Source organism: Acinetobacter sp. Tr-809 (assembly GCF_011753255.1).
GTDB lineage: Bacteria > Pseudomonadota > Gammaproteobacteria > Pseudomonadales > Moraxellaceae > Acinetobacter.
In genome coordinates, this window is record NZ_VWVZ01000001.1 from 439,848 (window position 1) to 461,202 (window position 21,355).

Genomic DNA, 21,355 nt, shown 5'->3' on the forward strand with positions numbered 1-21,355 from the left:
GCACCTGCCCAAGTTACATTCATAGCTTGATAACTACTATAGTCAGTATAGTTACTCAGGAACCTATTTGTTACGTAATTTATGGATGAATTTGATAGATCAAGACCTGGTGAACCATATGAATTTGACAAAGCAAAATCATTCATTAGTCCCATCATTGAAAATGACAAACCACTCGGATCACTAAACATCACAGGATTACTACCCGCATAAGCATACGGATTCAAACCACCCTCCAACCCAATTGGGTCAGGCTCCATATAACGCCCTAATTCAGGGTTATAGAATCGGTTGTGGTTATAAAACTGGTTGGTTCCTACATCATAATACTGACCAGGGAAACGAAGATTAAAAGTAATAGAACCTGTTGGGTTACCTAGACCAAAGGCTCTTGCGCAACGACCAAACAACGGCGTGGTTAGCACTGTCCACTAAACGTCTTGGCGTATTCTGTCCATCACTAATAATGTAATAGATCTTGCTTGTTGTACCACCGCCATGAATTACTGCAATTTAAAATATAAAAACCAATTACTCACGAATGAATAATTGGTTTCCACCAATTAATTTAATCAGATAAAACATTAGATTTAATCAATATTTCTTATGATCAGACAATCTAAAATATACATACGAGTCATTGAAATATTTATTAATTATATAATCCTCCCATTCTTTTACATTTTGACAAGAAGCATCAATACTTATATTAACATAGGAGTTTGGTGCATCTATATATTTCATAAAAACTACAGGAAAACCTCCTTTCTCGTAAGTATGAGCTGCTGCTGCTTTCCCTAATCCCTCTATATAAAACTCGGAAAGATCAAGATTCTGTTTTTCATAAAATCTATAGATATTAAAGTCTACTACCAATATTATTTGATCACCTTTTTCAGACCAAATCGACTCTGTCATTCTTAACATCCTACTTTAGTTATCACACATTTTATTATTGCTTTATCATCAATTTGTCTGACCCCATAACCAGGCGCATACCAATTAACCTCACCAACAGGTTTAAATACTCCAGACCATTATTTTTGTCGAGCTGGTGTATAAAATAAAAAATCTCATTTAGTAACTAAAAACCAATTACTCACGAATTAATAATTGGTTTATAAAATTTATTAATTAGACATAAATATTAACTATCTTCTTCCTTGGGTTCTCCACAGGATGCACATTTTTTTCGAACAACAAAATCTAGACCATTCGAAAAGAAACCACTTTTACCAATAAAAAAACTATGTCCACACCATGGACATATATCCTTAGATAAAAAGTAAAAAATAGAAAAATATGCTACTGGGATTAAAATTAATGGAAGAAAAACCATAATATATTTTTCATTAAAACCCAAAATCATGGAGCACAATATTATAACTGAAGGTATTACAAAGAGAATCCATAAAAATTTTTTTCTTAAATTTAATAAATCTAAATATTTGGAATTCTTAATCTTTCTCACTTTTCACTCCATTTTTTACAAAATCACGAATGGTTATAGATCTTGTATTGTCCTAGGCATGTGTAAGCGAAACGCTAGCGAAAGTTAAGGCTTAAACTGCCAACATATTTGGTACTCATTTTTCAGTTGATAAAGCTAGAACTGCAAATGATGTTATAAAAAATTAACACCTTTCCTTTCAAAGGTGGCTGAAGCCATTTTAACTAATTTAAAAATTATAAATTAAAAATTTTTATGGTTAGACAATCTAAAATCTATTTTATAATTTTTAAGATATTTTTCAATTATTATACTTTCCCATTCTTCAATATTTTCACATAAACTATCAATATTTACATAAATACATGGATATATTGATTCTATATATTTAGTAAATACTATTGGAAAATCGTTAAATTCATAAGTATAACAAGCAAGGAATTTTCCGAGCCCATCTTCAAAACCTTCAAATAGCTCTAACCTCCATTCTTGGCAAAAAAATTCTAAATCCATTTCCACCATTAATATAGTTTGTTCATCGCCACTTGGCCATATACTTACCATACTTAACACCCCACTTTAGTGACAATACATCTAATAATAAATTTATCATCAATATTTACTCATCCTGCAATCAAGTTCCAATCAATCTCACTATAATTTTTAAATATTCCAGATCATTTGTTCCACCTATTACTACAAGCGCAGCTGCATGACCAAATGGGAATAGTCCATCCGCCGCCACCGCTCCTGCAAAAAATTAAGTATCTTGGTTGCATACTCTTTATCTAACTGGAAAAATAATAAACCAATTACTCACGGATGAGTAATTGGTTGAGTTTAAAAAATTAATTTTGGAATTTCTAGCTTCAAGTTACTACTCAAAATCAGTATATACAAAATCATATTTCCATAATCTTATTCAGATTGTGGTTAAGCTATTTTACTTACCCAAATATCGTATAGCTCTTTTAGACCTTTACTATCTCTATTCCCTCGACTGATTCCGTATGCTAATACTATTGAGATACGAATAGGATTAAATGGTACTTTGCCAAATCCTATTAAAATAGGCTGACCATAATCTACATTCCTCTTACTCCCCAAAAACTGCTCCCATTTAAGGCTCATATGATTCCGTAAAAAGACTTGGCTAAGATATATGCCAATATCATACGCGAGAGAGAATGTGGTTTCGGTTAACTCCTCCTCAGGGATATCTATTGGAAACGTCAACTGAGTCTTCAACTCATCTAATTCTTCCTGTGTTTTCTTTCTAACTTCAACATGCCGAGCAAACCATTCACCCAAGGTGTTTAAGGATTCAGGGCTAAAATCACCTTGCCAGTTTTCAAAACCTTGTGTAAATGTCACAACATGTTGTAGTGCATTTAACCGAACAGAAATATTACCTATAAACCACTGATAATATTCATTAAGTTCCTTCTTACTCATTTCTGAAAATCTTAAGCTAAAAGGCGGTTGTACCAGTTGATAAATCATTATTAATAATGCTCCTTGATTTTAATACCTGCATTTTCAAGAGCTCGTCTTAATTGTGCAGATGGGCCGCTTCGACCAGTAACAGGACTAGTAAAGAAGTTCCATGTTGCGCCATCAATATCTCTTGACTTTATCAACTCAGCATCCTTAGCAATCTGGTTACGTACACCAGATGTCAGAGAGGTATAACCTACTTTCGATTCATTAGCTATACCACCAACTAATTGATCAACATAACGCCCATCTTGACTAGTTGAGAAATAAACTTGTAATTGCCCATCTAGTGTTTTCAAATAATTTTCACCTACCGCACCTGTGACACCGATTTTGCCAATCAAAGCCGTTACCAGTCGCCCAATTATAAGTTTCAAAAAGTAAACCACCGAAAGCTGTTGTTGTATTTAATCCATTTGAATCAATCTTATTGATTGGGTCACTACCGGCATAAGCATACGGGTTCAAACCACCTTCCAACCCAATTGGATCAGGCTCCATATAACGCCCTATTTCAGGGTTATAGAATCGGTTGTGGTTATAAAACTGGTTGGTTCCTACATCATAGTACTGACCAGGGAAACGAAGATTAAAAGTAATAGAACCTGTTGGACTGCCTAAACCAAAGGCTGTTGCGCAATGACAAAGCTTCAATCGCTTTGTTTATCATTGCTTATCCCATGACCAAAGAACGGCGTGGTTAACACTATTCCCTAGTTCTGACAAATAAAACCAATTACTCACGAATGAGTAATTGGCTAATGTATTTTGAAAATTTAATGATTTCTTATAAAAAATTAGAAAATATTAAATTTTAATTTAAATTGAATTCTCTACCACCCAACCAATTTTAGGGTGAAATTCTATATAAATATTATTAGGTGCAAAAAAATGAACAACCTCAGTATCTTCTTCATCCTTTATTGCATAAAACAAAATATCTATATTGTTATTTAAAATCAATTTAATATCCAAGCCATCGTTAATCACTTTAATTTCCTCTATATAACCTACAAATAGATCCTGTATTTTCACATCTAACTCTATTTTAGTAATCTCCATTTCTTTACTACTAAACAACAACTTATTATCTTGATAAATTTCCCAGTTTGATGAATATGTACCGACTTCCCATTCACCATAAAATGAATCAATAGTCTTTTTTGTGTGAAAAACTTTTTTTCCAAATCCAAGACTAATACTCTTCCATTCGCCCACTCTTTTTCTACAGCATGACTTTTGAAGAATATCAGTTAAGATTGTAGGGATTTCTAAATGCTTCTGCTTATTCATCTTTTTAATCACTCTGGAATCGGTTTTTGTAGTTTTTAAAATAACTTCTCAGTATCTTATTTGATTGATCTTACATGATCAATTGCGCTAGGATATTTCAAGGTTTGTTCAGAAGCTGGTTCTTCCTTCTTATCTAATTCAAGGATAAAAACAACTACTCACGAATGAATCATGGGTTTAAAAACTTTGTAAATTAGACATAACTATTAACTATCTTCTTCCTTGGGTTCTCCACAGGATGCACATTTTTTTCGAAAAACAAAATCTAGACCATCAGAAGTAGATCCTCCATTCTCATCTAATTAGAAAAATAAAAAACCAATTACTCACAAGTGAATAATTGGTATATTATATAATTTAAAATAACATTTAATTAAAATATAGTTTTTTCATCAGTGCATCTGAAAAATACTCGATTTTATGATTTGGAAGTTCTTTTCTTAACTCTTTACAAATTTCAATTCCTTGTTTATCAAGCCTATCTATATCTCCTCTATTGGAATATTGATCAAAATGTGCTTCTGCATATAGCTCAAGCCAATTCGAAATATCTTCTTGTAACATTAAGGATATATTCAGATCAGAAATATCTACATATCCACCTTCAATCACGTTGCGAATGCCTGTTCCACCATACATCCCATCAACCAATAAATATGTCATATTTAGTTCCTCGGCCTAAAGAAACGATGATCTATAATACCATCTTTATTCAAACCTATTTCAAAAACACCATCTTTATATGTTTGGGTTCGAATACCAGTAACTGGATTTGTAATCACCTTACCTGTCATTGAACCAGGGTATTGATAAATATTATATCCATTCTTCTGTGGAAGTGGTTTTGCAGACAATATTACATCATCAAAACTATAGGGAAAGTTATGACTGACTGGATCTTCAACTGCACGAGCACGGACTCGATCTGCATATTTAAACTCATGAGTAAATGCTTTAAATTCAGGAGTAACATACTTCGTCATTTGCATGACATTATCTATCTGTTTAACACCCTGCTGAACTGTATTCTTAATAACAGAACCACCACCGAATGTCCCAAAATTCATTAGGTCTTCAGTTGCTGACCACGCTATGTTTGCATATTTATTATTGAAAGATCCTTGCCCATTGTAGCCATCATAAAATGCACCTTTTACACCTTGCCAATCAAAACCATTACCAGTCGCCCAATTATAAGTTTCAAAAAGTAAACCACCTAAAGCTGTTGTTGCATTTAATCCAGTTGAATCTATCTTATTGATTGGGTCACTACCCGCATAAGCATACGGATTCAAACCACCCTCAAGCCCTATCGGGTCAGGCTCCATATAACGCCCTAATTCTGGGTTATAGAAACGGTTATGGTTATAAAATTGATTTGTGCCTACATCATAGTACTGACCAGGGAAACGAAGATTAAAAGTAATAGAACCCGTCGGATTCCCTAAACCAAAGGCTGTCGAGTCCCATGCCCAGACAACGGCGTGGTTAGCACTGTCTACTAACCGTCTTGGCGTGTTCTGCCCATCACTAATAATGTAATAAATTTTGGTTGCTGTACCACTGCCATAAATTGCTGCAATGGGCTTATCACCGAGCCAAACATATTCTACAGATACACCATTTTTATCATATTCACCAATTAAATGACTTTGTTCATCATAAATAAACTGGGTCATTGCAGTGACGGCACCATTTACAACCTTATCTCTAAAACTACGTTCATTTTTATGATTGTAGTTCATGTAATAATAGTCAGTGCTAGCACGGTCGACCTTGCGTCTTCCTCCATTATCATAAGTTGGTAAATATGTTCCAAAGTTTAGTTCTGCATTGCTGGTATGGCTAATACTTTGGGCAACACCATCCTTGGTTAAACTAGCAAGTTTATTACCCGTATAGGTATAACTTGCATTTGTTGCTGGTTGCATATGCTGACCATCTGCACGCAGTCCAGTTCGGTTGCCGTTTTTATCATACGTATAATTGATGCTATAGACTGTAGATGCCGCAGTTCGTGCTTCGTAAAGTAATCGGTCTGCTTTATCATAACGATAATTGTCTCTGGTTCCATTATTGCGAGATAGCTGAATAATTCTTCCATCCCAATCATAAAGATATGCTAGGGAGTAATTTACAGCGTTTGCATTGTCTTTATTTACAAGGCTATTGATTGAACCATCACTATTATAGCTTTGCGCATAATTGGCATTACCTGAAGCTCCCCATTGCCAAGCTGCAATTCGATTTGCGCCGTCATAACTTATATTCCGAACGATCGCACTGCCATTCAGATTAATGCTACTCAACATTCCATTTGCTGAATAGCCATAGGTAATATTTCTCCCCGAAGGCAAGGTTATAGACGTTGGTTTACCTGCAAGGGTATAACCATAACTGACATTGAGGGTTTGTCCAGGCTTAGCGGCATATCGATTAAACAACTGATTAACAGTAGATTTTTGAACAATACGATCATAGGCATCATAACTATAGGCTGTATCAACATCATAATTGATGACACCTGCCACTTTATCTAAACGCCCATAACGGCTTTGATCATAGGTATAATTATCACTTACTTGATATTCACTTGCCGTTGTGCCACTGCTGGCTGCACATACAAAAGCAGCATAACGACCTAATTCATCTAAGCTGTTATAGTTACATTTTCGAGCTCCATGTAACCTTTGTGTGAGTTGGTCTGCTTCGTTATAACTATAGCTTTTAGTACCATAATCACTATTAATTTCTTGAGTTAAAATATTACCATTACGGTAGGTGAATGGATTTGTACCCGCATTTAACGCATCTTTAGACGTTATAATATTATCTTGTAAATCATAAGCCTTGGTATCTATATTACCTGTTCCATCGGTATGACTTATTAAACGGTTGAAGCCATCATAACTCCATTTTTCAATAATTCCTTCTGAGCTAATAGTTTGAGTTAAATTACCATTCGTATCATATACAAATGCGGTGTTTTGTTTTGTGTTATCACCACCTTGTTGTATTCTCCCAATTCGTCCATTTGCATCTATATCTTGATATGTTTCACTCGCAACTATACCTGCACTGGTCAGGCTTTTTTCACTTGCGAGTTGCCCCATTGGGTGATAGGTTTTTTGAATCCGATTTCCGTTGGGCAAAGTTGTTTGGATGAGGCGTCCAACCGTGTCGTAACTAAACAAGGTCGTTTCGCCATCTGGGTTCTTTTCACTTATTTTTTGTTTAAGCGCATCATATACATAAGCAGTGGTTTGCCCTGTAATCGTACCTGTGCTACCACCTACACCTATTGTCTGGCTTTTGAGTGTTCCATCTACATTATAAATAAACTGTTCTACCAACCCTGTTGGATTAACGACCCTTTCTGGTTGAGCAAAGTTATTGTAACCAATAAATTGTGTCGTTCTCGCTACACTTTTTACTGTTTGAGATTGGCTGGCTAAGTTCCCATAATTATCATAAGTATAGCTAACTTTATCAGCTGTTCCTGCCCTTGGTCCATCAACCGTATTAATTAAACCATAGGTAGGTTTAGTGACATCTGTATAGAAAGTATAGTCAGTAACTTTTGACGTACTTCCCGTCTGTGACGATGTTTGAGTTTGCTTAATAATCTGACCATTTCCATTCACTTGATTGGTAATGGTCAAATAAGGTGTTGTAACTGTGGTTGGAATCAGATAGGGATTTACTGAACCATTGGTTAGGTTTCCATAGCTATACGTGGTTGTTTTAGTTGGAAGTCCTGCAAATACATAACTGATACTAATTGGCCGAGCAGAAGCGTCAATATCTTGATTGATTTCTAATCCATTTTGCATCACGGCTTTTGGCATTAAATCATACCAACTGTGCATTGTAATACTTTTGGGAAGTTGATTGTCGACAGTCAAAGCAGGGAAAGTCCCTGAAACTGTAATCTCAAGCTCCCCATCATCATTATATTGTTGCCCAGACTGACTCACTTTCACTTTAGGCTTGGGAATCATTGTATAAGTGACACTACCCTGAATTGTCCCATTAGGTTTGGTCGTCAATACCGCAGTACGTGCATTATCATCATAGTTAACGGTGTAGTCACTAATCGTACTACTGCCAATTGGGGTTCTTACTTGTAAAGTTACTTTTGCGGTGGCATAGGTTTTTGTATTTGAATTATAGGTCAGGTAATTCTGGGTGACTAACCATTCACGACGCAATACATCACTTGCATCCTTCACAGAAGTGAGGGTCGCGGCATTGGTATTACTTATGGTTTTACCTTTATAGGTTAAATAGCCATCAATCCCCCATTGTTTTATCGCGGTATAACCAAAAGTGGTCTTGCCGCTTGCTGTTGAAGTTGCTGTGATTGGATAATAAATACTCCCTGTATTGCCATTAGCATCTTGGCTATTATAGGAAGCATAAGTGAACGTTGCATTTTGTTTTGCACCAATGCCACTGGTGAGTTCAACCTTAGTTACTAACCGTTTCTCAGCGATAGTTTGTGCTGTTCCCGCTTGATAGGTTCGCGTGAAGGTTAATTGGTTATTACGACCATCTGCTACAGCCAACATATTCATATTACTGTCATAGCTGAAAGTGAGTTTATCGCCTTGCGGTTGTTGTACACTAGCAATACGGTAGTACCCTGTACCTGATTGAGTAACTTGACTTGATGTTGTTGTAAATGTTGTCCCTCTATAATTAATTGTAAAACTACCATTGGAATTTTCAGTAAGCTGATAACCATGTGTTTCACATGACCATACTAAATTCGCTCCATTAGAGAAAGCAAGATTCCCTAAGACATCAGTAGAATAAGCTCTTAATACGCCACCATTACAGAATGTTCGATTGGTATTATTCAACCAGATATCTTGTCTAGATCCTGGAAGACGAATCGCGTAATAACCTAATTTAGGATTAGAGGTATCACCTGCACTATAAAATCGAACACTGTTTTGGTAGTTGTCAGTCCAACCACCTGTTGTTAGAAATTGGTCAAAATAATCATTGGATGCGGATAAGCTATTACGTACTGATCCAACATAAGAAATAGCATAGGGTAATTTTCCAGAAATCAGTGTTTGGCTATGCGTAATTTGCCCACCAATTAAACTCACTCCAGGCACTTTTTCTTGAATCTTTAAGGAGTTACTGACAGCATATGCTTGTGATACAGCATCACCATTCGTTGTTGGTGCTGCGTATGCGATTGTGTAGCATAGCTGGACAAATAACCCCATCATTAAGGCAATTATTTTTTTCATTAGATGTCCAAATTTAATCTTTAATCAATTATTAATAGTTTTTGTAATACGGTATTGTTATTCCGTATGGCTAACGACTTGAGGTGAGGTTCTCATATCTTTTTGCACATCAATAGTTGCACCACTATGCCCTTGCTCTGGTAAAGATTGATTTTCGTCTTTACAGCCGACTTGTAGAAGTAGCAGTAAAATCAAGAATGGTTGTACTGTGTATTTTTTCATTTTTATTTCCTTTATTTATTTGATTTTAAAATCGCTTAAAATCCACACGATTATACTAGAGGGGTCTGTATAAAAATTAACAATAGAGACATAAAGTAGTGCAATTACGTCGATATTTTTATTGAAAATAATGAATAATGTCACATAAATTAGAGGTAAAAGTAATAGCAATGGATAATTTATGGCACCCCACCTTTAATCAACATTGATAACCTTCCATCACATCACAACAGCGAGACTTTAATTTTTCTAAGACTTTAATATGCACACTTGCTTCGCAACAGCTTTAATCACTTAAAAAATTACATTGAGTGATCTTAAGGCTTTATGTCTCATCCGAATACTGCCATTCCAAAAGCTTTTAGCTCATTTTACTGCCCATTTTCATATGAAACGTCAATGAATCGTCATAAAGATGACACTGTGCTGTCACAAGGCCTGTCTAGTGTGTTGTCATCTTTGTTATGGATGAAGCAGATGTTGAAAAAAACCAAACGATGGCTGGCATGTCTTTATGTTTTCCCCATTCTATTGGCACTCACCGCGTGTAATGACTCAAACGACGATCAGGTCGCAGCGAAACCAGATGAAACCAAAAAACCAGTCATGCGCTGTGCACCATAGGCATAAAAACAACTAAGATAGGGAAAATATCGTGATTAATCGTCGTCAATTTTTAGCAAATACACTTAAAACTGGTTTTGGTGCTGCCGCTTTGACCACCTTTCCAGCTAGCATTCAAAAAGCATTAGCCATTCCTGCCAACAACAAAACAGGAACCATTCAAGATGTAGAGCATGTGGTGATCTTGATGCAGGAAAACCGCTCATTTGACCATTACTTTGGAACATTAAAAGGCGTCCGCGGTTTTGCAGATCGTTTGACTATTCCTTTGCAAAATGGTCGCACTATTTGGCAACAGCAACGCAGTAATGGTGCCTTACTAACACCCTTTCATTTAGATGGCTCAAGCAACAATGCGCAACGTGCGCCAGGCACTAACCATACTTGGGTAGATAGCCAAAAAGCATGGGACAATGGCCGTATGTCAAACTGGCCAACCTATAAAACTGATTATGCCATGGGGTACTTCAAAGAACAGGAAATTCCCTATCAATTTGCATTGGCAAATGCATTTACCATTTGTGATGCTTATCACTGCTCAATGCATACAGGGACAGATGCCAATCGCTCATTCCACTTAACTGGCACCAATGGTGCAGTACCGACCAGCACTGCCTTTGTGAATAATGAATGGGACTGGATTGATGGCGATCCTAAAACAGTTGATGTTGGCTATACATGGAAAACCTATGCTGAACGCCTAGAAGAAGCAGGAATCAATTGGATTTGTTATCAAAATATGCCAGATGAATGGGGCGATAACATGCTAGGTGCCTTCCGTACATTTAGAAAAGCCAACATCGATTCGGGTTATCCTGTTTCAAGTGGAGGTGCACCAAACAGCCCTTATAACGCAGCCGCGCAAAACTTGCCTTACAAAGCCTATGATGCAACCACGGATAATGCCAAGAATCCGCTTTATAAAGGCATTGCAAACACCTTACCTGGCAATAAACCTGAAGAGTTTTTAGATGCATTTAAAAATGATATCAAAACTGGCAAATTGCCACAGGTATCATGGATCAATGCGCCTTCAATTTATTGTGAACATCCTGGTCCATCTAGCCCAGTACAAGGTTCATGGTTTATTCAGGAAATTTTAGATGCTTTAACAGCCGTGCCTGAAGTTTGGAGCAAAACCGTATTTCTGATCAATTTTGATGAAAATGATGGTTATTTTGATCATGTTCCATCTCCATCAGCACCGACATTGCAAGCAGATAATACTTATGCAGGCAAATCAACCCTCAGCCAAGCAGATATGCGTCATGAATATTATGTGCATGATGCACCGCTAGGCAGTACCAGCCAACCTAAGAAGGACAATGCTGTTTATGGTCCTGGCCCCCGCGTTCCCTTATTTGTGATTTCACCTTGGAGTCGTGGGGGGATTGTCAACTCACAAGTATTTGATCATACCTCGGTATTGATGTTCCTCGAAAAACGGTTTGGCGTAAAAGAAAGTAATATCAGTCCTTATCGCCGTACGGTATGTGGAGATCTCACCTCTGCATTCAACTTTAAAACGCCAAATGAGGATGTACTACCAACACTAAACGGTAAACAAACCCGTGAGCAAGCCGATCAACTGCGTAGCTCACAGCAGAAGTTACCCAATGTTCCAATTCCAACCAATTTACAATTGCCAATTCAAGCCAGTGGTATTCGTCGTTCAAAAGCTCTGCCTTATGAATTGCATACCAGTGCACGCTGCCTGAATGACGGAACCGTCAAACTGCTGTTTTCAAATACAGGGACACAAGGTGCGGTGTTTCATGTCTACGACAAATTAAATTTAAGTCGAGTTCCACGCCGTTACATTGTAGAGGCAGGAAAAACACTTGATGATGTCTGGAATGCGCAAAAAGACAATCAAGGCTTATACGATCTTTGGGTAATGGGCCCAAATGGCTTTCATCGACATTTCAAGGGTGATCTGAATCGTAATCAAGATCTGCAAATCAATCCTGAGATTCGTGTTTGCTATGATATTGCCAACGGCAATGTTTATGTCGATCTAAACAATACGGGCACTAAAGATATTGAGTTGGTGATCACTCCTGTGGTTTATCGTACTGATGCACCACTGAAACTAACTGTAAAAGCAGGACAAAGCACCATTCAGCATTGGGAATTGAAAGATGCTTGGCAATGGTATGATTTTGCTGTGACATGTACTCAAGATGCTAAGTTTTATCGTCGCTTTGCAGGTCGTGTTGAAACAGGTGAAGATTCTGTCAGTGACCCAGCAATGGTCTAGGACTTAAAAAAGAATAATCACTTAAGCCCGTTCGGTTTTCCTAAAACTGTACGGGCTTTTATTTCCTATATCGATCAGGTCTCATTCAGACTGGATACTCGAACTCTTAATTTTTATGCTGTAGCTTGTAACACTCATCCAAAGCCAGTTCATAATATTCAAGCCCTTCCTTTGCCGCTAAGAATGCTTTTCTTTGCAATACAGGATCTTTATCACATAAACGCTTAATCAGCTCCATCGCCTCATAGGGATGAAGATCATCATAATGTGCATGTGCTCTTAGCCAAGCGAGAGAACGCTTATTAATATTGACTTCTGGGTGTTGGGTATAGGTTTGAATTCCTTTATAGACTTGAATGGTCCAATCACCAGTCGCCCACTCTATCGCGAGATTGGTTGCAGCAATACTCTCTGCCAGACTTCCACGAAAATTAACATCCCACAAGAAGTGATTCACCGCATTCATTGCAACAGGTGGTTTCACGTTATTCAACATCTCAACGGTTAGACCAAAGCCCCCCGCCCAGTCCTGATACCAGTTCAAATGTCGCTCCTCAACCTTGATGTTTTGAATCAGCCAGTCCCGGGTTTCCGTTACCCCATCCAGTGAAAAAGCAGTCGCTTTCGCTAAGGAACCTGCCATATAGGAAGGGAAATGCGCGACTAGAGGATAAAAATTCAATAAGGCTGAACGAAAGCATTCAAGGCTTAAACAGCCATTGGCCATATCTAAGAATAGCGGATGTTTACTCACCCGTTCTTTTGAGGGTAATAATTCATCCCAGAATCGTTGCGCCCAACCCGAATGGGGTGTAATTTCTAATTTTGTTCCATATTGATTCATAGCAGTCATTGCGATGCATCCTATTTCGTATGACTTAATCCAATCATCTTCGATGATTGCTGCTTTTTTATAAATTGTATCCTAATATCGCAAAGATACAATCTCTTGTGATTTAGTTTGTAACAGTTTTTATTTCTTGAATCTAATTTAAACTTGAATCATTATATTAGGCAATGACCCTTATATAAAAATTAATATTTTTTTATAATCTAATACACATTCCATTTAAATCAGTGTAACGTAGTAAAAAAATAATCCCTATTTTGACATTTATAACAACATTTGGGAGTGGTGAGAGATAAGATGAAGTTGAAAGCTTCCAATATTTTGGGACAAGAACAAATCGACTTGTTAATTTCTCGCGGGCTAAATTTAGTTTGGTTTCCTAAAGAATTAGAAGTGATCTATCGAGATCAGTATAGAAATGAGGCTGCGCATGAGTTCCGCTATCGCGCCCCTATTATTTTAGGTTTATATCTATTTCTAAGCTTCGGTATTTATCAGGTTTTACCTACAGACCTACGTATTACTTGGATGGCAACCTACGGTTGGGTGGGTATCATCATTACATTGGCATGGCTGCTTTCTTTCCTGCCTAGCATGAATAAGTGGTTTGATTACTATGTTTGCATCGGTTCAACGGGTGCTGTAGCAATCTCTTTCACCATCATTAACGTATTGGAACAAGGACAAAATAATGTCCTGTTTCATGCTGCGATGATGTATGCCGTGGTCATCATCTATGCCTTTGTTGGAATGCGTTTTTATACTGCAATCATTGCTGGGTGGGTTGGTGGCCTCATTGGTATTATTGCCAGTACATGGTTTAGTGGTGCAATTGACTGGACCTTCTTGAACCGTACATATACGTTCAGCAGTTTTCTGGGTATGGCACTTGCCTATGCGACTGATCGGCAACACCGTGAAAACTATCTGCAAAACTGTATGATCGAACTTAACCGCTTGGAACTGATGCGACAAGCACAGCAACTCTCTATTTTGTCTCAACAAGATGCTTTAACGGGTCTCGCCAATCGACGTTACCTAGATGAGGTATTGGAAAATGAGTGGAAAAGAGCAACACGCCATGAAATGCCGATTACCATCATGATGATCGATATCGACTTTTTTAAGCTTTACAACGACACTTTGGGGCATATTCAAGGTGATCAGTGCTTACGTCGAATTGCCATCATGTTGGGTTCCATCGCCTCTCGTAGCGGTGATCTTGCCGCACGTTATGGTGGAGAAGAGTTCCTGTTGTTATTTTCGATGACGGATCGAGATCAGGCCATCACTCAGGTACAAAGACTAATGGAGTTAGTACGTAATATTGGAATTTTGCACCCACGTAGCAATGTTTCAAAACATGTGACCATTAGTGTAGGCGTTGCAACAATGGTTCCCTGTGTAGGTGACAGTCTTTCTGAGTTTGTTGCACAAGCAGATCATGCATTATATATCGCAAAAAGTAATGGTCGTAATCAATATCATATTGCAACATCAGATAATATGATTTCTGAAGCTTTATAATTGATCCATTATTATTAAATGAATATTAAACTAATATTTAATTAAAGTACTTTAAAATGTGATGCAAGCCGCAGATATAATAAATTATATGTGCGGCTTAATATTTTTATTACGGTTCGATTGGTTTAAATGGAGCAACAACATCTGCATTCTGTGCACGATGTCTTAAAAAGTGATCCATTAACACGATCGCTAACATCGCTTCTGCGATTGGTGTAGCACGCACCCCAACACACGGATCATGACGACCTTTGGTCAATACATCGGTATTTTCTCGCTCAATCGTAATGGTTTTACCTGGTGTGGTAATACTTGCAGTTGGTTTCAACGCAATCGCCACACGAATGCTTTGACCGCTTGAGATTCCACCTAAGATACCACCTGCATGATTAGCAAGGAATCCATCTGTCGTCAGTTCATCACGAGTTTCATGGCCAAATTGTCCTGCTACAGCAAAACCATCACCAATCTCAACGCCTTTAACCGCATTGATACTCATCATGGCATGGGCGATATCTGCATCTAAGCGATCAAATACAGGCTCACCCCAACCCACAGGCACTTTTTCCGCAACAATTTCAAGCTTGGCTCCACAACTGGTTCCTTGCTCACGTAAAGCGGTTACGAGTTGCTCGAAACGAGGAACCGCATCCACATCACCACAGAAAAATGGATTGTTTGGTACTTCTGCCCAATCCAGTTTTTCAGCGACTTCATTACCAATTTGTGTGACATGTCCACGAATATCAATACCAAATTTTTCAGCAAGATATTTCTTAGCAATTGCACCTGCCGCAACACGCATCGCCGTTTCACGGGCGCTCGAACGACCGCCACCACGATAGTCACGGAAACCGTATTTCTGAGTGTAAGTGTAATCCGCATGGCCTGGACGGAAAGTTTGAGCGATATTGCCGTAGTCTTTTGATTTCTGATCCGTATTACGGATCAATAAACCAATCGATGTTCCTGTGGTTTTACCTTCGAAAACACCCGAGATAATCTCAACTTGATCTGGTTCTTTACGTTGCGTTGCAAACTTCGAAGTTCCCGGTTTACGGCGATCTAAATCTTTTTGCAGATCGGCTTCACAAAGCTCAAGACCAGGCGGCACGCCATCGACAATCGCCATCAAGCCTGCACCATGTGACTCACCACAGGTCGTTACTCGAAACAGTTGCCCAATACTATTCCCTGCCATGCTTTAACCCCTTAGTTTTGAACTGATTGCTGAAATACTTCTTTATAACGACGGCATTGTTCAGCAGTTAAAGCAAAAATACCAGAACCGCCTTTTTGGAAAGTTAACCAATGGAAGTCAACTGTATTGAAGTTCTGACGCATTGCCCACTCAGAATTCCCCACCTCAATCACGATCAAACCATCTTCAGTTAAATAATCAGCGGCTTGAGCTAACATCTTGCGGACTAGATCTAAGCCATCTTGACCTGCAGCCAGTGCAAGTTCAGGTTCATGCAAGAATTCTTCTGGTAAATCAGCCATATCTTCTGCATCCACATACGGTGGATTACTGACGATCAGGTCATATTGATTTTCAGCAGGAATTTTTGAGAATAAGTCGGATTCAAGCAACGCAACTTGGTACTGCTTATCGTGATGCTCAGTGTTGATAGAAGCCACTTCCAACGCTTCTTTTGAAATATCAGTCGCGTCGACTTCTGATTCTGGATATGCATAAGCCAATGCAATCGCAATACAACCCGAACCTGTACACATATCTAAAATACGTTGTGGTGTTTTTGGATTGTTGTTTTCAGGCAAGTTGTTTAACGCTTCCAACATACGCCCGTTTTCATCTAGGCAATAAGGTGCAAAACGTTGTTCAATCAACTCAGCAATCGGTGAACGTGGAATCAAGACACGCTCATCTACATAGAACGGCTTATTGAAGAAATAAGCCAAGTTCAATAAATACGAAGTAGGAATACGATCATTGATACGACGTTCTAACAAGCTCAAAAATTCTGCTTTTTCGCTTGGTAAAAGTTTGGCATCCAAAATTTCAGCATCTGCTTTCCATTCAAGTGATAGCGTTTGCAGTACCAGTGCAGAACTCTCTGCAAAATAATCTTGAGTACCTTGACCTAAGTGTGCGTCATATTGACGAAGTGCGGTTACCCCAAAACGAACAAAATCTCGAATGGTTACTAGGTTTTCAGCCGCTTCTTGTAAATGTTCAGGGCTGATTGTAGGTCGCTCCACTTAGGCGTCTCCAAAAGTGCTAATTGCAAAACGCTTTATTCTAACGGGATTAAGGTCGTTTTAACAATAAAAAAACCGCCTCTCTACAAGAAGCGGTCAATTAAAACCAGATATTGGATAAGAACTTATAGACCTAGCTTTTCAGCTACATAATCAGAGTCTTTATCACCACGACCTGACAGGTTGACCACGATCTTAATACGCTTATCCATTTTAGGTGCTTCTCGTAACGCCCAAGCTACAGCATGTGAACTTTCCAAAGCAGGTACAATGCCCTCAACACGAGAAAGTGTCATAAAAGCATCTAAGCATTCCTGATCAGTTGCAGTTTCATATTGCACACGACCTAACTCTTTCAGGAAACTATGTTGTGGGCCAACACCTGGATAATCCAAGCCTGAAGCGATTGAATGAACAGGTAGTGGCTCACCTTGATCATCTTCCAGTACATAACAGGCCATTCCATGAATTTGACCTGGTTTACCTAAAGTTAAGGTTGCAGAGTGCTTATCGGTATCTAGACCATGACCCGCTGGTTCTACACCCACCAATTTTACTTCTGGCACATTTAAAAATGCCGTGAATGCACCAATCGCATTCGATCCACCACCAACACAGGCAACCACATAATCAGGATTTTGTCCAAAACGCTCATTGGATTGGACTTTGATTTCATTGCCAATAATTGATTGAAAATCACGAACCATTTTCGGGAATGGGTGTGGACCGACCACAGAACCAATGGCATAGATATAGTTTTTAGGATCTTTTAAATATTCTTCAAAAGCGCTATCCACCGCATCTTTTAAGGTTGCTGTCCCTTGAGTCACTGAAACCAGTTTAGCACCCAAGATTTTCATCTTCACAACATTCGGATGTTCTTTTTCAATATCGACCTGCCCCATGTGGATTTCACATGGGATACCGACCAACGCACAAGCCGTTGCTAAAGCCACGCCATGTTGACCAGCACCTGTTTCAGCGATGACTTTACTCTTGCCCATATATTTGGCAAGCAAGGCTTCGCCCAAACAATGGTTAATCTTGTGAGCACCCGTATGATTAAGATCTTCGCGTTTCAGATAAATCTGCGCACCACCCAATTGATCAGACAGGCGCTTGGCATGGAACAATGGACTTGGACGACCTACATAGTTTTTGAACAAGTCATTTAACTCATCTTTAAACTCATCCGTATGACGAATCTCTTCGTAAGCCGCATTAATTTCATCCATTGCTTCTTTTAAATGTGGTGGAATGAACTGACCACCAAAGTTTCCAAAGAAACCTGCTTCATTCGGCAAAGCAACGCCATTAATTTGATGTTCCATGTCTTTTCCTGTTCTTATAAAGTTTTAATATAAATTTTAACGTGAAAGATAGCGTGTCATGTCCTCAAGGCCTTTCAAGGTCATTGGAAACATGTGATTCTCAAAAATTTCTTTAATCCAGTTAATGGTCTGGGTGTAATGCCAATAAGCTTCCATTTCAGGATTCAACCAAGCGGTTTTGTCGAAATGCTGACGTAAACGCCTAAGCCACACTTCACCCGATTCTTCATTCATATATTCAACTGAACCACCCGCAGATTTTAATTCATACGGTGCCATACTGGCATCACCGACTACAATGACCCGATAATCACGACCATAGGTATGGAACAGATCCCATGTATTCATTCGTGTTGAACTACGACGATGGTTATCCTTCCATACATGATCATACAAACAGTTATGAAAGTAGAAATATTCGAGGGTTTTAAACTCTGATTTGGCTGCACTGAATAGCTTTTCACACTCGGCAATATAGGCATCCATTGAACCACCAACATCAAACAGTATTAACACTTTAATACGGTTACGACGCTCTGGAACCAACTGGACATCCAAGATCCCTTGCTTAGCTGTTTCACGAATGGTGCCATCAACATCAAGCTCTTCCGCTGCACCTTGTCGCGCAAACTTACGCAAACGACGTAAAGCGATTTGCATCTGACGCGTACCCAAAACTTGATCATCATCAAGATTTTGGTATTTACGTTGTTCCCATACTTTGACTGCGGAACGTTTACGCCCTGGCCCACCGATGCGAACACCTTCAGGATGGTCACCAAAAGCACCAAAAGGCGAAGTTCCTCCAGTGCCAATCATACGATTGCCACCCTGATGCTTTTTATGCTGTTCACGTAAGCGTTCTTCCAGCATTTTCATCAGTTCTTCGAGAGAACCTGCTTTTTTTAATTCTTCACGCTGCTCAGGTGTAAGGTGCTTTTCTAACAGCTCGAGATCAAACCAATCTTTAGGTAACTTATGAACTTGTTTCAGCAACTCATCCAAATCAAAAGTTTCGATGCCATCAAAATAATCTTTCATGGCACGATCAAACTTATCAAAAAAGCGCTCATCTTTGACCAAAACGGTTTTAGCCAACTGATAAAACTGTTCCTGATCTGCAAACACAAGACCTGACGCTACCGCCTGATTAAGATCAATGAGCTCGCGTGTTGTTACAGGTACGCCATATTTGCGTAAGGTGTAAAACAATCGCACAAACATTTGTAAACACTCTTAACGGCGTGACATAAAGGCTAAACGTTCAAGTAATTGCACATCTTGTTCATTTTTAATCAAGGCACCATACAAAGGTGGAATCGCCTTTGATTTATCGTGGTTACGCAATACATCTTCAGGCATATCATCTGCCATCAACAAGCTTAACCAGTCGATCAGTTCAGACGTTGAAGGTGGTTTCTTCAAATTCGGAACTTCACGTAATTTAAAGAACACCTGTAATGCTTCACTGACTAAGGTATTTGAAATATTCGGGAAATGTACTGCGATAATGTCACGCATGGTTGCATCATCTGGGAACTCGATATAATGGAAGAAGCAACGACGCAAAAATGCATCTGGTAGCTCTTTCTCATTATTCGAGGTAATAATCACGATTGGGCGTTGTGTCGCAGTAATGGTCTCGCCTGTCTCATAAACATAAAATGACATTTTGTCGAGTTCATGCAATAAGTCATTTGGGAATTCAATATCTGCCTTGTCGATTTCATCAATCAACAATACACAACGCTCTTCGCTGGTAAATGCTTCCCACAATTTACCGGGTTTAATATAGTTTTTAATATCGTAGACACGATCATCACCTAACTGGCTATCACGCAAACGTGATACAGCATCATATTCATACAAACCTTGCTGCGCTTTAGTTGTAGATTTGATATGCCAAGTAATCAGCTTCAAACCCAAACTTTCCGCGACTTGCTCTGCAAGTAGGGTTTTACCTGTACCTGGTTCACCTTTCACCAATAATGGTTTCTGTAAGGCACGAGCAGCTTTCACTGCAAGTTTCAGGCTATCGGTCGCAATATATTGATCTGTACCAGTGAAGTGTTGTGTATCAGCAGACATTTTAAAACCTTATTTTTCTATATTTAACATCGTATCTAAACTGAACGTGCAGTTTTATTTGCAGTGTATTTTGACCAGCAGAAGCCGATCAGTAACCCCGTACCAATGACAAATAAAATCAATGATAAGTTTGACCAGACTAAGACATGCTCTTTAGTAAGTACACCAAAAAGCAAACCAAAAATTGCTGGCGCTAAGGCCGAGTTTGGACCTTCAGAAATTGTTGGAGTCGCAAGAATTGCAAAGGCAATAATCCAAAGGATGCCACCAATTGGATTGGGTAGCCGTGACATCAAACGATACCAGCACCACAATGCAATGAGCGTTCCTGTAACATAAACAATGATCGCAACATTTTCTTCAGGAAACTGATCCAGTACTGAAAGAATGTTTGACCAAATTGCTGTTAAAGTTTCAAGCACCGCGTAAGCCCTCTGGTTCTACCGCATTTGGATTAATCAATCCTTCTGGCGGCATTTGAATAAAAAAGCCTTTGGTATTTAATGAATCTAAAACATGTAAAACATTGGCACGTGCAAGTTTACGCTCATTATGAAGTTCTAAATGCATGACAAAAGTGGCTTTGCCGAATGCTTGTAAAACGGTTTCTGGAACACCTTCAAATGGGTTTTCTTGTTCCTTGTCATCAGGATAATTTGGACGAGCAATATACATATACATTTCATCTTTCTTGCTCGATCTATAAATATCGCAGTGCATGTT

General features: G+C 38.6%; 20 protein-coding genes and 2 pseudogenes. 3 read left to right on the top strand and 19 right to left on the bottom strand.

Features of this window, described 5'->3' with window-relative positions; genetic code table 11:
• Positions 1 to 161: 161 nt before the first annotated feature.
• From F3J02_RS18785 to F3J02_RS02330, 11 genes and pseudogenes are all read right to left on the bottom strand, one after another.
• Positions 162 to 513, bottom strand: a pseudogene (locus tag F3J02_RS18785) (RHS repeat-associated core domain-containing protein); the annotation flags it as partial.
• Positions 514 to 594: 81 nt separating this feature from the next.
• On the bottom strand, positions 595 to 918 hold the full coding sequence (locus F3J02_RS02285) for a hypothetical protein (protein WP_167247273.1): 324 nt from the start codon (positions 916 to 918) through the stop codon (positions 595 to 597).
• Between the two features lie 229 nt (positions 919 to 1,147).
• Complete coding sequence (locus F3J02_RS02290; protein ID WP_167247275.1) at positions 1,148 to 1,471, bottom strand: hypothetical protein; 324 nt, start codon at positions 1,469 to 1,471, stop codon at positions 1,148 to 1,150.
• Between the two features lie 222 nt (positions 1,472 to 1,693).
• Positions 1,694 to 2,014: a hypothetical protein gene (locus F3J02_RS02295; protein WP_167247277.1), complete on the bottom strand. Its 321-nt coding sequence runs from the start codon at positions 2,012 to 2,014 to the stop codon at positions 1,694 to 1,696.
• 369 nt (positions 2,015 to 2,383) lie between these two features.
• Entirely contained in the window at positions 2,384 to 2,953 is a 570-nt protein-coding gene (locus tag F3J02_RS02300) for a hypothetical protein (RefSeq protein ID WP_167247279.1), read from the bottom strand.
• 2 nt (positions 2,954 to 2,955) lie between these two features.
• On the bottom strand, positions 2,956 to 3,246 hold the full coding sequence (locus F3J02_RS02305; RefSeq protein ID WP_167247281.1) for a hypothetical protein: 291 nt from the start codon (positions 3,244 to 3,246) through the stop codon (positions 2,956 to 2,958).
• A 109-nt stretch (positions 3,247 to 3,355) separates the two neighbouring features.
• Positions 3,356 to 3,583: pseudogene (locus F3J02_RS02310) on the bottom strand (RHS repeat-associated core domain-containing protein); the annotation flags it as partial.
• A gap of 183 nt (positions 3,584 to 3,766) precedes the next feature.
• Positions 3,767 to 4,240 carry a hypothetical protein gene (locus F3J02_RS02315; RefSeq protein ID WP_167247285.1) on the bottom strand — a complete coding sequence of 158 codons (474 nt, stop codon included), beginning with the start codon at positions 4,238 to 4,240 and terminating at the stop codon, positions 3,767 to 3,769.
• A gap of 369 nt (positions 4,241 to 4,609) precedes the next feature.
• The gene (locus tag F3J02_RS02320) at positions 4,610 to 4,903 is read right to left on the bottom strand and encodes a hypothetical protein (RefSeq protein ID WP_167247287.1); all 294 of its coding nucleotides are present in this window, start codon (positions 4,901 to 4,903) and stop codon (positions 4,610 to 4,612) included.
• A gap of 2 nt (positions 4,904 to 4,905) precedes the next feature.
• Complete coding sequence (locus F3J02_RS02325; RefSeq protein ID WP_167247289.1) at positions 4,906 to 9,507, bottom strand: RHS repeat-associated core domain-containing protein; 4,602 nt, start codon at positions 9,505 to 9,507, stop codon at positions 4,906 to 4,908.
• Positions 9,508 to 9,564: 57 nt separating this feature from the next.
• Positions 9,565 to 9,729, bottom strand: coding sequence for a hypothetical protein (locus tag F3J02_RS02330; RefSeq protein ID WP_167247291.1), 165 nt, complete (start codon positions 9,727 to 9,729; stop codon positions 9,565 to 9,567).
• A 399-nt stretch (positions 9,730 to 10,128) separates the two neighbouring features.
• On the opposite strand from F3J02_RS02330, the gene F3J02_RS02335 reads away from it, so the two are divergent.
• Entirely contained in the window at positions 10,129 to 10,353 is a 225-nt protein-coding gene (locus tag F3J02_RS02335; protein WP_167246559.1) for a hypothetical protein, read from the top strand.
• A 31-nt stretch (positions 10,354 to 10,384) separates the two neighbouring features.
• Complete coding sequence (locus F3J02_RS02340; protein WP_167247293.1) at positions 10,385 to 12,613, top strand: phosphocholine-specific phospholipase C; 2,229 nt, start codon at positions 10,385 to 10,387, stop codon at positions 12,611 to 12,613.
• Positions 12,614 to 12,719: 106 nt separating this feature from the next.
• On the opposite strand, the gene F3J02_RS02345 is transcribed toward F3J02_RS02340, so the two are convergent.
• A complete protein-coding gene (locus tag F3J02_RS02345; RefSeq protein ID WP_167247295.1) occupies positions 12,720 to 13,466 on the bottom strand; it encodes a TenA family transcriptional regulator in 747 nt (248 codons plus the stop codon).
• Between the two features lie 294 nt (positions 13,467 to 13,760).
• Between F3J02_RS02345 and F3J02_RS02350 the strand changes: the two genes are divergently transcribed.
• Positions 13,761 to 14,990, top strand: a complete 1,230-nt coding sequence (locus tag F3J02_RS02350) for a GGDEF domain-containing protein (RefSeq protein ID WP_167247297.1) — start codon at positions 13,761 to 13,763, stop codon at positions 14,988 to 14,990.
• Between the two features lie 109 nt (positions 14,991 to 15,099).
• Here F3J02_RS02350 and aroC read toward each other — a convergent pair whose 3' ends face one another.
• The 7 genes from aroC to F3J02_RS02385 all read right to left on the bottom strand — a co-directional run bounded on the left by aroC (position 15,100) and on the right by F3J02_RS02385 (position 21,352).
• The gene (gene aroC / locus F3J02_RS02355; RefSeq protein ID WP_167247299.1) at positions 15,100 to 16,191 is read right to left on the bottom strand and encodes a chorismate synthase; all 1,092 of its coding nucleotides are present in this window, start codon (positions 16,189 to 16,191) and stop codon (positions 15,100 to 15,102) included.
• A gap of 11 nt (positions 16,192 to 16,202) precedes the next feature.
• Positions 16,203 to 17,213, bottom strand: coding sequence for a 50S ribosomal protein L3 N(5)-glutamine methyltransferase (gene prmB / locus F3J02_RS02360; protein WP_167247301.1), 1,011 nt, complete (start codon positions 17,211 to 17,213; stop codon positions 16,203 to 16,205).
• A 125-nt stretch (positions 17,214 to 17,338) separates the two neighbouring features.
• Positions 17,339 to 18,544, bottom strand: a complete 1,206-nt coding sequence (trpB, locus tag F3J02_RS02365; protein WP_167247303.1) for a tryptophan synthase subunit beta — start codon at positions 18,542 to 18,544, stop codon at positions 17,339 to 17,341.
• A 36-nt stretch (positions 18,545 to 18,580) separates the two neighbouring features.
• The gene (locus F3J02_RS02370) at positions 18,581 to 19,768 is read right to left on the bottom strand and encodes a vWA domain-containing protein (protein ID WP_167247305.1); all 1,188 of its coding nucleotides are present in this window, start codon (positions 19,766 to 19,768) and stop codon (positions 18,581 to 18,583) included.
• Positions 19,769 to 19,780: 12 nt separating this feature from the next.
• Entirely contained in the window at positions 19,781 to 20,632 is an 852-nt protein-coding gene (locus tag F3J02_RS02375; protein ID WP_005203533.1) for an AAA family ATPase, read from the bottom strand.
• Positions 20,633 to 20,667: 35 nt separating this feature from the next.
• On the bottom strand, positions 20,668 to 21,054 hold the full coding sequence (locus tag F3J02_RS02380; protein ID WP_016163650.1) for a hypothetical protein: 387 nt from the start codon (positions 21,052 to 21,054) through the stop codon (positions 20,668 to 20,670).
• On the bottom strand, positions 21,047 to 21,352 hold the full coding sequence (locus F3J02_RS02385) for a YcgL domain-containing protein (protein ID WP_004653415.1): 306 nt from the start codon (positions 21,350 to 21,352) through the stop codon (positions 21,047 to 21,049). The genes F3J02_RS02380 and F3J02_RS02385 overlap by 8 nt, the downstream gene beginning before the upstream one ends.
• Positions 21,353 to 21,355: the final 3 nt, after the last annotated feature.